The organism is Umezawaea sp. Da 62-37 (assembly GCF_032460545.1).
Classification (GTDB): Bacteria; Actinomycetota; Actinomycetes; order Mycobacteriales; family Pseudonocardiaceae; genus Umezawaea.
Map to the genome: position 1 here is coordinate 7,563,588 of NZ_CP135965.1, position 14,430 is coordinate 7,578,017.

Annotated in this window: 15 protein-coding genes; 6 read left to right on the forward strand and 9 right to left on the reverse strand. The window is 71.8% G+C overall.

Annotated features, from left to right (window positions below; all coding sequences use genetic code 11):
* Positions 1 to 67: 67 nt before the first annotated feature.
* Genes RM788_RS34915 through RM788_RS34955 form a run of 9 tightly spaced genes read right to left on the reverse strand, consistent with a single transcriptional unit; the run spans position 68 to position 8,457 of the window.
* Positions 68 to 817, reverse strand: a complete 750-nt coding sequence (locus tag RM788_RS34915) for a sirohydrochlorin chelatase (protein ID WP_315923121.1) — start codon at positions 815 to 817, stop codon at positions 68 to 70.
* The gene (locus RM788_RS34920) at positions 814 to 1,713 is read right to left on the reverse strand and encodes an ABC transporter permease (protein WP_315923123.1); all 900 of its coding nucleotides are present in this window, start codon (positions 1,711 to 1,713) and stop codon (positions 814 to 816) included. Before RM788_RS34920 ends, RM788_RS34915 begins: the two co-directional genes overlap by 4 nt.
* Entirely contained in the window at positions 1,691 to 2,488 is a 798-nt protein-coding gene (locus RM788_RS34925) for an ABC transporter ATP-binding protein (protein ID WP_315923125.1), read from the reverse strand. Before RM788_RS34925 ends, RM788_RS34920 begins: the two co-directional genes overlap by 23 nt.
* Positions 2,489 to 2,518: 30 nt before the next feature.
* The gene (locus RM788_RS34930) at positions 2,519 to 3,601 is read right to left on the reverse strand and encodes an ABC transporter substrate-binding protein (RefSeq protein WP_315923127.1); all 1,083 of its coding nucleotides are present in this window, start codon (positions 3,599 to 3,601) and stop codon (positions 2,519 to 2,521) included.
* 26 nt (positions 3,602 to 3,627) lie between these two features.
* The gene (locus tag RM788_RS34935; RefSeq protein ID WP_315923129.1) at positions 3,628 to 4,977 is read right to left on the reverse strand and encodes a sulfate adenylyltransferase subunit 1; all 1,350 of its coding nucleotides are present in this window, start codon (positions 4,975 to 4,977) and stop codon (positions 3,628 to 3,630) included.
* Entirely contained in the window at positions 4,978 to 5,883 is a 906-nt protein-coding gene (gene cysD, locus RM788_RS34940) for a sulfate adenylyltransferase subunit CysD (protein ID WP_315923131.1), read from the reverse strand.
* Positions 5,880 to 6,581 (reverse strand): phosphoadenylyl-sulfate reductase, encoded by a 702-nt coding sequence (locus RM788_RS34945; RefSeq protein WP_315923133.1) that lies wholly within the window; start codon positions 6,579 to 6,581, stop codon positions 5,880 to 5,882. The genes cysD and RM788_RS34945 overlap by 4 nt, the downstream gene beginning before the upstream one ends.
* Complete coding sequence (locus tag RM788_RS34950; protein WP_315923135.1) at positions 6,578 to 6,775, reverse strand: Insertion element protein; 198 nt, start codon at positions 6,773 to 6,775, stop codon at positions 6,578 to 6,580. The genes RM788_RS34945 and RM788_RS34950 overlap by 4 nt, the downstream gene beginning before the upstream one ends.
* Positions 6,772 to 8,457 carry a nitrite/sulfite reductase gene (locus RM788_RS34955; RefSeq protein ID WP_315923137.1) on the reverse strand — a complete coding sequence of 562 codons (1,686 nt, stop codon included), beginning with the start codon at positions 8,455 to 8,457 and terminating at the stop codon, positions 6,772 to 6,774. The genes RM788_RS34950 and RM788_RS34955 overlap by 4 nt, the downstream gene beginning before the upstream one ends.
* Before the next feature lie 402 nt (positions 8,458 to 8,859).
* Here RM788_RS34955 and hemW point away from each other — a divergent pair, with 402 nt between their 5' ends.
* The 6 genes from hemW to RM788_RS34985 all read left to right on the forward strand — a co-directional run bounded on the left by hemW (position 8,860) and on the right by RM788_RS34985 (position 14,404).
* Positions 8,860 to 10,074, forward strand: coding sequence for a radical SAM family heme chaperone HemW (hemW, locus tag RM788_RS34960; protein ID WP_315923139.1), 1,215 nt, complete (start codon positions 8,860 to 8,862; stop codon positions 10,072 to 10,074).
* 78 nt (positions 10,075 to 10,152) lie between these two features.
* Complete coding sequence (gene hrcA / locus RM788_RS34965) at positions 10,153 to 11,175, forward strand: heat-inducible transcriptional repressor HrcA (protein WP_315923141.1); 1,023 nt, start codon at positions 10,153 to 10,155, stop codon at positions 11,173 to 11,175.
* A 104-nt stretch (positions 11,176 to 11,279) separates the two neighbouring features.
* On the forward strand, positions 11,280 to 12,443 hold the full coding sequence (gene dnaJ, locus RM788_RS34970; protein ID WP_315923143.1) for a molecular chaperone DnaJ: 1,164 nt from the start codon (positions 11,280 to 11,282) through the stop codon (positions 12,441 to 12,443).
* Entirely contained in the window at positions 12,440 to 13,177 is a 738-nt protein-coding gene (locus RM788_RS34975) for a 16S rRNA (uracil(1498)-N(3))-methyltransferase (RefSeq protein ID WP_315923145.1), read from the forward strand. Before dnaJ ends, RM788_RS34975 begins: the two co-directional genes overlap by 4 nt.
* Before the next feature lie 206 nt (positions 13,178 to 13,383).
* Positions 13,384 to 14,049 carry an alpha/beta hydrolase family protein gene (locus RM788_RS34980; RefSeq protein ID WP_315923147.1) on the forward strand — a complete coding sequence of 222 codons (666 nt, stop codon included), beginning with the start codon at positions 13,384 to 13,386 and terminating at the stop codon, positions 14,047 to 14,049.
* Positions 14,050 to 14,059: 10 nt separating this feature from the next.
* On the forward strand, positions 14,060 to 14,404 hold the full coding sequence (locus tag RM788_RS34985; RefSeq protein WP_315923149.1) for a histidine triad nucleotide-binding protein: 345 nt from the start codon (positions 14,060 to 14,062) through the stop codon (positions 14,402 to 14,404).
* The last annotated feature ends 26 nt before the right edge of the window (positions 14,405 to 14,430 follow it).

Sequence of the window (14,430 nt, forward strand, 5' to 3'; positions counted from 1 at the left end):
CACTCTACGATCCCCGCTCCGCCCACCGGCGGGAACCGGTGGCGGCCGGTGGGCTCGGTCGGACGGGCTACGCGTACTGGCGGACGTCGAGTCCCGCCAACGCCGACGAGTAGCGGTGCAGCACCAGTTCGGCGACCTCCGGATCGGCTCCGAGCGGGGCGGCGATCCGGGCGTCGGGGTCGAGGGCGAGGGCTTGGGCGGTGATCCGGTCGGGTAGCAGGCCCGGTGCGAGGAACCAGGAGGCGACGGCGACGCGGGTCGCGCCGCGGGCGCGCAGCCGGGCCACGGCGGTCGCGACGTCGGGGGACGTGGCGGAGGCGAAGGCGGGTTCGACGCCCGCCCAGCCGGAACGGGCGGACCAGCGGGCGGCGGTGGCGGAGACGGCGGCGTTGGCCGGGGCGTGCGAGGAGCCGGCGCCAGCCAGCACGATGCCGGTGGAGCGGTCGCCGGGGCGTACACCCGCCGCGGCGAGCCTGCGCAGCGCGGCCGACTCGAGCCACGGGTCGGGGCCGAGCACGTCGGCGATCGTGACGGACAGCCGCGGGAACTGGCGCTGGACCTCGGCCACCGCGCCCGGCACGTCCACGCGGGCGTGGAAGGCCTTGCCCAGCAGCAACGGCACGACCACGGCCCGGTGGTGGCCCTCGCCGTGCACGGCGCGCAGCACGTCGCCCAGCCGCGGCGCGGACAGGTCGAGGAACGCCGCGCGGACGTCGACGGCCGGGTTCAGGGCGCGGACCACGTCGAGCAGTTCCGCCACGGTGGCGGCGGAACGCGGGTCGCGACTGCCGTGCGCGACGGCGATGAGCGGGGTCATCCGAGTGCTCCGGTGAGGCCGCGGGCGCGCAGCACGGCCCGTTCGAGAGGGCGGAACAGCAGCAGTTCGATGCCGATGCCGACCAGGAGGATGAGGAAGATCGCGGCGATGACCATGGAGATGTCGTTGAGGGACTGGCCGTTGTGCAGGAACTGGCCGAGGCCCAGTCCCAGCTGCGGGGAGGTGGCGATGATCTCTGCGGCCATCAGCGACCGCCACGAGAACGCCCACCCCTGCTTGAGGCCCGCGAGGTAGCCGGGTAGCGCGGCGGGCAGCAGGATGTGCCGCGCCGAGGACAGCTTGCCCGCGCCCAGCGCCTGGCCGACGCGGGGGAGCAGCGGCGGGATCTGGTCGATGCCCGACACCAGGCCGTTCGCGATCGACGGCACGGACCCCATCAGCACCACGAAGTAGATCGCGGACGGGGTGAGGCCGAACCACAGGATCGCGGCGGGCACCCACGCCACCGACGGCAGGCTCTGCAGGCCGGTCAGCAGCGAGCCGATGGCCGCGCGGACCACCCGCACCTTCGCGACCAGCAGGCCCAGCGGTGTCGCGATGACCACGGCGATGGCGAAGCCGAGCACCGCGCGGGACACCGAGGTCCACAGGATCTCGCCCGCGTCGCCCGACTGGACCGTCGCCCACACCGTGTCCCACACCGCCAAGGGTGAGGGCAGCTGGAACTCCGGCCAGGCCGCCGAGGCCCACAGCGCCTGCCACGCGCCGATGAGCAGCGCGAACGCCACGATCGGGGGCACGGCGGTGTGCAGGAACCGCTGCCACACCGACTTCCGGTGGTCCTGGGGCGGCGCGTCCAGCGCGTCCAGCCCCGCGCCGACCGCGGCGAGCCCGCGGTCGGCGTCCAGGGTCTCAGGAGGCTGCGGCGTGGCCACTGATCACCTCCCGGAGGTGCGCGGTGATCTCCTCGATGGCTTCCGCCTCGTCCGCGCCGGTCAGGCCGTCGACGCCCCACTCCCGCACGACCCGGCCGGGTCGGGACGAGAGCAGCACGACGCGCTGGCCCAGCCGCACGGCCTCGCGCACGTCGTGGGTGACGAACACGATGGCGGTGTCGGTCTCCCGCCACACCCGGACCAGTTCGGCCTGGAGCACGTCGCGGGTGATCGCGTCGAGCGCGGCGAACGGCTCGTCCATCAGCAGCAGGCCGGGCGTCCCCGCCTCGGCGCTGCCCAGGGTGGACGCCAGGGCGCGAGCCAGCGCGACGCGCTGTCGCATGCCGCCGGACAGCTCGTGGGGTCGCTTGCCGCCCGCCTCGCCGAGCCGCACCAGCGAGAGCAACTCGTTCGCCTTGGCGCGCCGGGCGCTCCGCTTCAGCCCGGCCAGGCGCAACGGCAGTTCGACGTTGCGCACGGCGGTGAGCCACGGCATGAGCGCGGCCTCCTGGAACATCACGGCGGGCCGCGAGGTGGTCAGCGCGATGCTGCCCGAGGTGGGCGCGTCCAGTCCGGCGACCAGGTTGAGCAGCGTGCTCTTGCCGCAGCCCGACGCGCCCAGCAGGCACACGAACTCCCCCGGCTCGACCGACAGGTCGACGCCGTCCAGCGCGAGCACCGCGTTCGCGCCGTGGCCGAACACCTTGCGCACCCCGGACAGCGTCACGGCGGCGTCGACGTCGGAAGGGGTGGGAGTCTCCAGTGTGGCGGTCATGGTGTGCCTGCCTTCTCCTCGGCCGTCCGGCTACTTCTTGTCCAGGCCCGCGGTGTCGACGGTCGTCTTGCCCGCGGCGGAGAGCACCTTGTTCAGCAGCGTGAAGTCGGCGAAACCGGTCACGTCCGCCGCTTCCTTCGACACGCCCGCGGTGACCGCGTCCTTGGCCAGCTGCGGGAAGTGCTTGGCCTGCGGGTCGACCGTCAGCTCGATGTTCTCGAACGCGCGGTCCAGCACCGGCTCGCCGAGCGCCTTGGAGGTCAGCGCCTTCAGCGCGCCGTTGACGACGGTCTTGGCCTCGGCCTTGTTCGAGGTCGCCCAGTCGATCGCGGCCACCTCGCCCTTGAGCAGCGCCTCGACGGTCTGCGGGTGCTCCTTGAGGAACTCCGTGCGCACGATGATCACCGTGGTCGGGAACTTGCCCTGGTCCCACAACGTCTTCTCGTCCACGAGCACCTTGGCGCCCGCGTCGAGCACCAGCCGCGACGACCACGGCTCCGGCGCCCACGCGCCCTGGATCCCGCCCTGCTTGAACAGGTCGAGGCTCGCCGCGTTCTCGGTGTTGGTCACGTTGACCTGGTCGGCCCCGCTGCCCGCCGCGATCTTCTGGTCCACCAGCCACTTCTTGAACGACACGTCCTGCGTGTTCGCCAGCTGCGGGGTGCTGATCGTCTTGCCCTTGAGGTCCGCCGCGGAGTTGATGTCCGGCTTCACGACGAGCTGCGCGCCGCCCGACGTCGCGCCCGCGATCAGCCGCACGGCCTCGCCCTTGGACTTCGAGTAGGCGTTGATCGCCGGGCCGGAGCCGATGAACGCGACGTCGAGCGAACCGCCGAGCAGCGCGTTGACCTCGTCCGGGCCCGCGTTGAACGTCTGCGTGGTCAGCTTGGTGGAACCCAGCTCCTTGGCGAACAGGCCCTTGTCGACGCCGATCAGCGCGGCGGCGTGCGTGACGTTGGGGAAGTAGCCGAGCCGCACCTCGGCGGCGGGGCCCTTGTCGTCGGAGGCGGCGGGCGCGGCCGCCGTGTCGCCGCTTCCGGCGCGCGAGCAGCCCGCGAGCGAGGCGAAGGTCGTCAGTACGGCGAGGGACGTGGCGAGGAGTCTGCGGTTCACGGCGGCGGGGACCTTTCGGGGGGTGTTCAGGGACCGGGGGAGACGAGGGCGTGGTCGTCGGAAGCGGACGGGGCGGTGTTCCCGCCCTCCGTACAGCTGTCGACGCCGTCCAGCACCGGCAGACCCGCGCCGACGAGGCCCGCGGCGAGGGTGCCGCCGTCGGCCGCGTCGATCACCAGGAAGGCGCCGGTGCGCCTGCTGCTGTAGTACCCGTCGAGCGGGAGCGGCTCCGACGTGCGGATCGCCACCCGGCCGATCTCGTTGAGCCCCAACGAGACTGGACTGTCCACACTGGCCAGTCGCTGCTCGTCGAAGCGCGCGCGCAGTTCGGTGACGATCGCCTGCACGGTGCGCGCGCCGTGCTTCACCAGCACTCGGGCCCCTGGGGACAGGGGCTTCTCCGACAGCCAGCACAGGGTGGCGTCGAACTCGTCGGTGACCTGCGGGGGAGTGCCCGCCTCGGCGATCAGGTCGCCGCGCGAGATGTCCAGGTCGTCGGCCAGCAGCAGCGTCACGGACTGGCCCGCCGCCGCCTCGGCCAGCGGGCCGTCGTAGGTGTCGATCTTCCGCACGGTGCTGCGCAGCCCGGCGGGCAGCACGACGACCTCGTCGCCCACCTTGACCGTGCCGGACGCCACCAGGCCCGCGTAGCCCCGGTAGTCCAGGTGCTCCGCCGTGCGCGGCCGGATCACGTACTGGACGGGGAAGCGGAAGACGGCGTCGTGCGGGTCGGCCTCGACCGGGACGCTTTCCAGGTGCTCCAGCAGCGTGGGACCGGAGTACCAGGGGGTGTTCGTGGAGTGTTCCACCACGTTGTCGCCCGCGAGGGCCGACACCGGGATGTGCACCACCGCGTCCGGGCTGTAGCCCAGCGCTGTCGCGTGCGCGGTGAACTCCTTGGAGATGCGGGCGAACGCGGTCTCGTCGAAGTCGACGAGGTCGATCTTGTTCACCGCCAGCACGAGCCGCGGCACGCCCAGCAGCGCCAGCACGGCCGCGTGCCGCCGGGTCTGCTCGATGACGCCCTTGCGCGCGTCGACCAGCAGGATCGCCAGCTGCGCGGTGGACGCGCCGGTCACCGTGTTGCGGGTGTACTGCACGTGGCCGGGGGTGTCGGCGAGCACGAAGGAGCGCTTGTCGGTGGCGAAGTACCGGTACGCCACGTCGATGGTGATGCCCTGCTCGCGCTCCGAGCGCAGGCCGTCCACGAGCAGCGACAGGTCCGGGGTGGACAGCCCCCGGTCGGCGCTCGCCCGGTGCACGGCGTCGAGCGTGTCGGCCAGCACCGACTTGGTGTCGTACAGCAGCCGCCCGACCAGCGTGGACTTCCCGTCGTCCACGCTGCCCGCCGTCGCCAGCCTCAACAGGTCGCTCATTTAGAAGTAGCCCTCCCGCTTGCGGTCTTCCATGGCTGCTTCGGACAAGCGGTCGTCCGCGCGGGTCGCGCCGCGCTCGGTGAGGCGCGACGCGGCCACCTCGGCGATGACCTCGCGGATGTCGGACGCCTCGGACTCCACGGCGCCGGTGCACGAGCCGTCGCCGACGGTGCGGTAGCGGATCGTCTTGTGCAGCACGGTCTCCTCGGGCCGGGGACCGCCCCACGGGCCCTCGGTCAGCCACATGCCGTCGCGCAGGTACACGTCGCGCTGGTGCGAGTAGTAGATCGGCGGCAGCTCGATGCCCTCGCGGTCGATGTAGTTCCACACGTCGAGCTCGGTCCAGTTGGACAGCGGGAACACCCGCACGTGCTCGCCCGCGCGGTGCCGCCCGTTGTAGAGGTTCCACAGCTCGGGGCGCTGGCGGCGCGGCTCCCACTGGCCGAAGCTGTTGCGCAGGCTGAAGATGCGCTCCTTCGCGCGTGCCCGCTCCTCGTCGCGGCGGCCGCCGCCGAACACCGCGTCGTACTTGTGCGAGGTGATCGAGTCGAGCAGGGGCACGGTCTGCAACGGGTTGCGCGTGCCGTCGGGGCGTTCCTGCAACCGGCCGTCGTCGATCCAGTCCTGGACCTTCGCGACCTCCAGGCGCAGCCCGTGCTTGGCCACGACCTCGTCCCGGAACGCGATGACCTCGTCGAAGTTGTGCCCGGTGTCCACGTGCAGCAGCGGGAACGGCACCGGCGCGGGCCAGAACGCCTTGATCGCCAGGTGCACCAGCAGCGTGGAGTCCTTGCCGCCGGAGAACAGGATCACCGGCCGGTCGAACTCGCCCGCCACCTCGCGGAAGATGTGGATCGCCTCCGACTCGAGGCGGTCCAACGTGGTTTGCCGCGTGGGGGCGGTCATCCGTGCAACCCGCATTCCGTCTTGGACTGGCCCGCCCACCGACCGCTGCGGGCGTCCTGGCCCGGCAGCGGTTTGGCGGTGCACGGCGCGCAGCCGATGGAGGGATAACCCGCCTGCACCAACGGGTTCTCCAGGATCCCGTGCTCGGCGATGTAGGTGTTGAAGTCGTCGTCGGACCACGGGGCGATCGGGTTGACCTTCACCAGTCCGTTGCGCTCGTCCCACTGCACGATCGGCGTGGTCGCCCGCGTCGGCGCGTCCACCCGGCGCACACCCGTGACCCACGCGTCGTACTGGCCCAACGTCCGCTGCAACGGCACGACCTTGCGCAGCGCGCAGCACCGGCCGGGATCGGTCTTGTTCAGCAGGCCGAACTCGGCCTCCTGGTCGGCCACCGACTGCTCGGCGGCGGCGTTCACGATGTGCACGTCGGGGTAGACCAGGTCCACCGCGTCACGGGTGCCGATGGTCTCGGCGAAGTGGTAACCGGTCTCCAGGAACAGGACGTCGACGTCCGGCTTGGCCTTCACGGCGAGGTCGATCAGCACCGCGTCCTGCATGTTGGACGCGACGATCCAGCTCTCGCCGAACGTCCGCGCGGTCCACTCCAGTGCCTCCGCGGCGGTGGCGTCGGCCAGTTCGACCGACGCGGCCTCCGCGATCACCCTCAACTCCTCGGTACGGGTGGTCGTGGTCATCGCTTCACCTCTGTTTCCCCGGTTCGATCCCGCGAGCGGATCTCTGAAGGCAGATGCAATCCAACGAACTTCACGGTGAAGACACGGCGGCAACCCGTGCAGAGCCAGGCCGCGTGGGGCTCCTCCTCGGGACGAAGGTCCTCGTCACCGCAATAGGGGCAGTAGAAGGGCGTCGCACGCTCGGTCGCGCTCATTTGAGGTCACCCTCATCCGCGCGCAGGACCCACTGGGCGAACCGCTCGCCCTCGGTGCGCCGCGCCACGTAGTGCCGCACGACCCGCTCGACGTAGTCGGACAGCTCGGCGGCGGTCACCTTGTGCCCGCGCACCTTGCGGCCGAACCCCGCGTCCAGCCCGAGCCCGCCGCCGAGGTGCACCTGGAAGCCCTCGACCTGGTAGCCGTCGGCGTCCGTCACGATCTGGCCCTTGAGCCCGATGTCCGCGGTCTGGATGCGGGCGCACGAGTTGGGGCAGCCGTTGATGTGGATGCTGATCGGGGCGTCGATGCCGCCCACGACGTCCGCCAGCTTCTTCTCCAGCGTGCTCACCAGGTCGACCGCGCGGGCCTTGGTCTCCACGATGGCGAGCTTGCAGAACTCGATGCCGGTGCACGCCATCACACCGCGCCGCCACGGCGACGGCTCGGTCTGCAACCCCAGCTTCGCCAGATCCCCTTGCAGCGCGGGCACTTCCGCCTCGGCCACGTCCAGCACGACGAGCTTCTGCTGCGGCGTCAGGCGGACCCGACCCGACCCCGCGCGCTCGACGGCCTTGGCGACCGCGACGAGCGTCGACCCGGACACCCGGCCCGCGATCGGCGCCGCGCCGACGTAGAACAGGCCGTCCTTCTGCTTGTGCACGCCGATGTGGTCACGCGGCTGCGCGGGCACCTCGGGCGCGGGACCGTCGATCAGCGTCCGCTTGAGGTACTCGGTCTCGAGGACCTCCCTGAACTTCTCGACACCCCAGTCCGCCACGAGGAACTTGATCCGCGCGCGGTGCCGCAGACGCCGGTAGCCGTAGTCGCGGAACACGCTGATCACGCCCGCCCACACGTCCGGCACCTCGTCGCGCGGCACCCACGCCCCGAGCCGCTTGCCGATCATCGGGTTGGTGGACAGCCCGCCGCCGACCCACAGGTCGAAGCCGGGGCCGTGCTCGGGGTGGTCCACGCCGACGAACGCGATGTCGTGGATCTCGTGCGCCACGTCCGGGAGCCCGGAGATGGCGGTCTTGAACTTGCGCGGCAGGTTCGAGTACGCCGGGTCGCCGATGTAGCGCTCCAGGATCACGTCGATCGCCGGGCTGCCGTCGATCACCTCGTCCACCGCGATGCCCGCGACCGGCGAACCGAGGACCACGCGGGGGCTGTCCCCGCAGGCCTCCATCGTGGTCAGGCCCACGCCCTCCAGCTTCCGCCAGATCGCGGGGACGTCCTCGATGCGGATCCAGTGGTACTGGATGTTCTGCCGGTCGGTGATGTCGGCGGTGTCGCGCGCGTAGGTCTGCGACACCTCGCCGAGCACCCTGAGCTGCTCGGTGGTCAGCCTGCCGCCGTCGGAGCGCACCCGGAGCATGAAGAACTCGTCGTCCAGCTCCTCGGGCTCCAACGTGGCCGTGCGGCCGCCGTCGATACCCGGCTTGCGCTGGGTGTAGAGCCCGTACCAGCGGAAACGTCCCCGGAGGTCGGCCGGGTCGATGGAAGCGAAGCCACCGTGCGCGTAGATGTCCTCGATCCGGGCGCGGACGTTGAGCGGGTTGTCGTCCTTCTTGCTGCGCTCGTTGGGGTTGAGCGGTTCGCGGTAGCCGAGCGCCCACTGCCCCTCGCCGCGGCGTTGCTTGGCGCCGCGTTGAGACGTCGTAGTCGGGGGGACCATCGTCGTCCTCCGGGGTTTCGGGGCGCTGAGTGCGCGCGGCCGATCCCCGGTGAAGACGTGGTGGGGGTCTCGTCAGCGCACCCGGCGCCGGCGGGAACAGATCAATAGCAGGCGCTGGCTATGCCGAGGGACGGCACAACGCGCTGGACACACGGCGGAAGTCGACGTGGCGGCGTACCACCAGGCGGACTCCGGTCGAGGTCATGGCCTGAGAGTGCCACCTGTCCACCCCGTGGTCCACAGGCAACCGAATGCTGGGACGGCGTTCGAACGTGTGTTAGGGCGTGTTTCCCGGATCTCGTTCGATGGGAGTCGCGCCTGAGGTGGCCCAGGGGCCGCCTCAGGCCCGGCTACCGCGAACACGGATCCGGGAAACACGCCCTGAGTGGGAGACTGGGTCCCATGCCCTCCGCTCTTCCCGCTGGTGATCCCGCACCCGCCGACGGCTCGTTGCCGCCGTCGGCGTTGGCCGGGCTCGGCAGCCGTCCGTTCGGCGTCTACGTCCACGTCCCGTTCTGCGCGACCCGTTGCGGCTACTGCGACTTCAACACCTACACCGCCGGTGAGCTGGGCACCTCCGCCTCGCCCCAGTCGTGGCTGGAGGGGCTGCGCGCGGAACTGGACCTCGCCGCGAAGGTGCTCGGCACGCCGCCGAGGGCCGACACGGTGTTCGTCGGCGGCGGCACGCCGTCGCTGCTGGGGGCGGACGGGCTCGCGGACGTGCTGGCCGCGGTGCGGTCGTCGTTCGGGCTGAGCCCCGGCGCGGAGGTCACCACCGAGTCGAACCCGGAGTCCACGTCGGCGGAGTTCTTCGCGGGCATCCGCGACGCCGGCTACACGAGGGTGTCGCTGGGCATGCAGTCCGCGGCCCGGCACGTGCTCGCCACGCTGGACCGCAAGCACACGCCCGGCAGGCCCGTGGACGCCGCCCGCGAGGCCCGCGCCGCCGGGTTCGAGCACGTGAACCTCGATCTCATCTACGGCACCCCCGGCGAGACCGCCGACGACCTCAAGGGCTCGCTCGACGCCGTGCGCTCCGCGGGCGTCGACCACGTGTCCGCGTACGCCCTGATCGTCGAGGAGGGCACCGCGCTGGCCCGCAAGGTCGACCGCGGCGTCCTGCCGATGCCCGACGACGACGTGCTGGCCGACAAGTACGAGCAGATCGACGCGGCCATGTCCGCGCAGGGGATGGCCTGGTACGAGGTGTCCAACTGGGCCACCGACAGCGCGGCCCAGTGCGCGCACAACCTCCTCTACTGGCGCGGCCACGACTGGTGGGGCGCCGGGCCGGGCGCGCACAGCCACGTCGGCGGCCTGCGCTGGTGGAACGTCAAGCACCCCGCCCGCTACGCCGACGTCCTCGCCGCCGGGCAGTCGCCCGCCGCCGGACGGGAGCTGTTGACCGCCGACGACCGCCGCGTCGAACGCGTCCTGCTGGAGCTGCGCCTGCGCGAGGGCCTGCCGTTCGACGCGCTGGACGTCGACGGCCAGGCGGAGGCGGAGGTCGCGGCCGACGACGGCCTGCTGGAGCCGGACGCGCTCGCCGACGGCCGCTGCGTGCTGACCGATCGGGGGCGGCTGCTCGCCGACGCGGTGGTGCACCGGCTCACATGAGTCCGGATCGGTGCACGAGCAGTCGCCTTCGCTCCGTAAACTTGACTGGGGGACACTCAACCGTGGAGGTGACGTGCCGTGAACGCCGATGAACGCCGGTTCGAGGTGCTGCGCGCGATCGTCGCCGACTACGTGTCCAACCAGGAGCCGGTCGGCTCGAAGGCCCTGGTCGAGCGGCACAACCTCGGGGTCTCCAGCGCGACGGTCCGCAACGACATGGCGTCGCTGGAGGAGGACGGCTACATCATGCAGCCGCACACCAGCGCGGGCCGGGTGCCGACGGACAAGGGGTACCGGCTGTTCGTCGACCGGCTCAGCGAGATCAAGCCGCTCTCGACCGCCGAGCGCAAGGCCATCCACAGCTTCCTGGAGGACGCGCTCGACCTGGACGACGTGCTGCGCCGCAGCGTCCGGCTGCTGGCCCAGTTGACCCGCCAGGTCGCCGTCATCCAGTACCCGGTGCTCAGCGGGTCGAACGTGCGGCACCTGGAGGTGCTCAGGATCACGCCGGCCAGGCTGATGCTGGTGCTGATCACCGACACCGGCCGCGTCGACCAGCGCTCGGTCGACCTCGGCGACGTGATCACCGAGGACAACGTGGCCAGGCTGCGGGCGATGCTCAACGCGGCCATGGTCGGCAGGCGGCTGTCCGAGGCGTCGGTCAAGGTCGCCGAACTGCCCGACCAGTCGCCCGGCGACCTGCGCGCGGTGATGATCCGGATCAGCACGGTGCTCATCGAGTCGCTCGTCGAGCACCCCGAGGAGCGCCTGGTGCTGGGCGGCACCGCGAACCTCACCCGCAACGTGGCAGACTTCCCCGGCTCGCTCCGCCAGGTGCTGGAAGCGCTGGAGGAGCAGGTCGTGGTGCTCAAGCTGCTCGCCGCCGCGCGCGATCCGGGAACGATCCTGGTGCGCATCGGCGAGGAGAACGAAGCCGCGGAGATGCGCAGCACCTCGGTGGTGTCCATCGGCTACGGCAGCCATGACAACCTGCTCGGGGGCATGGGTGTCGTGGGCCCGACCCGGATGGACTACCCGGGCACCATGGCGGCCGTTCGCGCGGTCGCCACCTACGTCGGGGAGATCCTGACCGCGCGCTGAGGGGGCGCGGAACACCGGGGAACGCAGACCCGTTCGACCATTCGGTACGCGAGCACGGAACAGACGCAAGCGGGCGCGGATCGCGCCCGCAGGAGGACAACACGGTGGCGAGGGATTACTACGGCACGCTCGGGGTCGGGAAGAACGCGACCCCGGAGGAGATCAAGCGCGCCTACCGCAAGCTCGCGAGGCAACTGCACCCGGACGTGAACCCGGACGCGGAAGCCGAGTTCAAGGAGGTGACCGCCGCCTACGAGGTCCTCTCGGACCCGAAGAAGAGGCAGGTCGTCGACCTGGGCGGCGACCCGCTGGAGTCGGGCGGCCGCGGCGGTGGCGGTGGCGGGATGGGCGGAGACCCGTTCTCGGGCTTCGGCCTCGGCGACATCATGGACGCGTTCTTCGGCGCCAACAGCGCGGGTGGCGGCCGTGGTCCGCGCAGCCGCACGCAGCCCGGCTCGGACGCGCTGATCCGGCTGGACATGACGCTGGAGGAGTGCGCCGCGGGGACGAACCGCGAGCTGACCGTGGACACGGCCGTGCTGTGCGACCGCTGCCACGGCGGCGGCTGCGCCGACGGCACGTCGCCGATCAAGTGCGACACCTGCGGCGGTCGCGGCGAGGTCCAGTCCGTGCAGCGCTCGTTCCTCGGCCAGGTCGTGACGGCCCGCCCGTGCCCGGTCTGCCGCGGTTTCGGCGAGGTCATCCCCGACCCGTGCGGCCAGTGCGGCGGCGACGGCAGGGTGCGCTCGCGCCGGACCATCAACGTGCAGATCCCGCCCGGTGTCGCCGAGGGCATGCGCGTGCGCCTCGCGGGCCAGGGCGAGGTCGGCTCCGGCGGCGGTCCCGCGGGCGACCTCTACGTGGAGATCGAGGAGCAGCAGCACGACGTGTTCGAGCGCGACGGCTCGGAACTGCACTGCGTGGTGCGGATCCCGATGACCGCCGCGGCGCTCGGCGCCGTGCTCCCGCTCTCGACGCTCGACGGCGAGGAGGAGCTGGACATCGAGCCCGGCACCCAGCCCAACACCGAGCTGCTGCTGACCGGTCGGGGCATGCCCCGGCTGCGGTCCAACGGCCGCGTGGACGGCCGCGGCGACCTGCACGTGCACCTGGAGGTCGTGGTGCCGACGAAGCTCGACGCCCGGCAGACCGAGCTGCTGCGCGAGCTGGCCACCGAGCGTGGCGAGGAAGAGCCCACGCTGGCGCACAACGGCAAGAGCGGCGGCGGTCTGTTCTCCCGCCTGCGCTCCGGCCGCGGCAACCGGTGACCCTGCCGGTCTTCCTCGTCGAGGCGCTGCCCACCGGCGGCAGCGCCGTGCTGGACGGCCCGGAAGGCAGGCACGCCGCCACCGTGCGGCGGCTGCGCGCGGGGGAGGAGCTGGTGCTCTCCGACGGCTCCGGCGCCCAGGTGCGCTGCGTGGTCGACGAGGTGGTCGGGAAGGACACCCTGCGCCTGACCGCGGTCGAGCGCTGGGTGGTGCCCGACCCGACCCCGCGCGTCGTGCTCGCCCAGGCACTGGTGAAGGGCGACCGCGGCGAGCTGGCCGTGGAACTGGCCACCGAGGCGGGCGTCGACGGCGTGGTGCCGTGGCGCGCGGCCCGCTGCGTGACCAAGTGGGAAGAGGGCCCGCGCGGCGCCAAGGCGCTCGCCCGCTGGCGCAGCACCGCGCGCGAGGCGGCCAAGCAGGCCCGCCGCGCCCGCGTGCCGTCCGTGGACGAGCCGGTCGGCACGCCCGCGCTGGCCCGGCTGGTGTCGTCCTCCGCGCTCACCCTCGTGCTGCACGAGTCGGCGGACACGCCCCTCACCAGGATCCCGCTGCCCGCCGACGGCGACGTCCTGCTCGTCGTCGGCCCCGAGGGCGGCATCACCGACCAGGAACTCGCGGCGCTCGCGGATGCCGGTGCGCGAGTAGTCCGACTGGGCCCCGCGGTGTTGCGCGCATCTACCGCTGCCGCTGTGGCATTGGGAGCACTCGGTGTACTGACTGGTCGCTGGGAGTGACGTTTTTGCTTACTCCTAGCGAACTGATACGCGAAAGAGTTACGCTCATCACCTGACGGGGCGAACGCATAACGCCTCTTCAGACGCAGTCTCGCCGGACACCTCCCCCCTCGGTCCGGCGTTCGCCGCGGTGTTGTGGGACGACCCCCAGGTCCCACAACGCCGCGGCATCTGTGTTTCCTGGGAACAACTGGTTTGATCCGGTCATGGACCGCATCGCCTACGGGGACCACCCGAGTCAGTTCGCCGAACTCTCCGTCCCCGTCGGCGCGGACCCAGTGCCCGTGGTCGTCGTCATCCACGGCGGCTTCTGGATGCAGCAGTACGACCTGGAACTCGGTCGCCCCCTCGCCGCGGACCTCGTCGCGCACGGCGTGGCGGCCTACAACGTCGAGTACCGCAGGCTCGGCGGCGACGGCGGCTGGCCCGCCACCGGCGACGACGTGCTGGCCGCGCTCGACGCCCTCGACGACCCCCGCCTGGACCTCGGGGCGGTGGTCACCCTCGGCCACTCCGCGGGCGGCCACCTCGCCGTCTGGGCGGCGGCCAGGCACGACCTGGTCACCGGGGCCGTCTCCCAGGCGGGCGTCCTCGACCTGGCCGCCCACCCCAGGTCCGCCCAACTGCTCGGCCCGGACCCCGACTACGCCGACGCCTCACCGATCGAGCAGATCCCGGTCGGCGTCCCCGTGGTCTGCGTGCACGGCACCGACGACGTGAACGTCCCCATCGCCCAGAGCGAGGCGTTCCAGGCCGCTTCGGGCTGCGAACTCGTGCGCCTGGACGGCGTGGGGCACATGGAACTGGTCGACGTCACCACTCCCGCCTGGAAGGCCTGCCGGGACGCGGCGCTGCGCCTCGCGGGCCGGTAACCTCCGCCGCATGTCAGACGACTGCCTGTTCTGCCGCATCGTCGCCGGTGAGATCCCCGCGACCGTCGTGCTGGAGACCAAGACCATCCTCGCGTTCCGCGACATCGCCCCCCAGGCGCCGACCCACGTCGTGCTCGTGCCCAAGCTGCACGAACCGAACGCCGTCGCACTGGCCGAACGCGCGCCCGGCGAACTCGCGGACCTCTTCGTCGCCGCCGGTGACGTCGCCGAGTCCGAGGGCATCGCCGACAGCGGCTTCCGCTTGCTCTTCAACACCGGAGCGGACGCGGGCCAGACCGTCTTCCACGCCCACCTGCACCTGCTCGGCGGCAAACCCCTCGGCCACCTCGCCTGACACCGCCCCACCCCGGCGAAGCCCGG

Bases quoted from the DNA above. Each gene is read 5' to 3' on its own strand.
- RM788_RS34925 (WP_315923125.1), bottom strand. From the start codon at position 2,488: ATGACCGCCACACTGGAGACTCCCACCCCTTCCGACGTCGACGCCGCC.
- RM788_RS34955 (WP_315923137.1), bottom strand. From the start codon at position 8,457: ATGGTCCCCCCGACTACGACGTCTCAACGCGGCGCCAAGCAACGCCGC.
- RM788_RS34945 (WP_315923133.1), bottom strand. From the start codon at position 6,581: ATGACCACGACCACCCGTACCGAGGAGTTGAGGGTGATCGCGGAGGCC.
- RM788_RS34980 (WP_315923147.1), top strand. From the start codon at position 13,384: ATGGACCGCATCGCCTACGGGGACCACCCGAGTCAGTTCGCCGAACTC.
- RM788_RS34950 (WP_315923135.1), bottom strand. From the start codon at position 6,775: ATGAGCGCGACCGAGCGTGCGACGCCCTTCTACTGCCCCTATTGCGGT.
- RM788_RS34985 (WP_315923149.1), top strand. From the start codon at position 14,060: ATGTCAGACGACTGCCTGTTCTGCCGCATCGTCGCCGGTGAGATCCCC.
- RM788_RS34915 (WP_315923121.1), bottom strand. From the start codon at position 817: ATGACCCCGCTCATCGCCGTCGCGCACGGCAGTCGCGACCCGCGTTCC.
- cysD (WP_315923131.1), bottom strand. From the start codon at position 5,883: ATGACCGCCCCCACGCGGCAAACCACGTTGGACCGCCTCGAGTCGGAG.
- hemW (WP_315923139.1), top strand. From the start codon at position 8,860: ATGCCCTCCGCTCTTCCCGCTGGTGATCCCGCACCCGCCGACGGCTCG.
- RM788_RS34935 (WP_315923129.1), bottom strand. From the start codon at position 4,977: ATGAGCGACCTGTTGAGGCTGGCGACGGCGGGCAGCGTGGACGACGGG.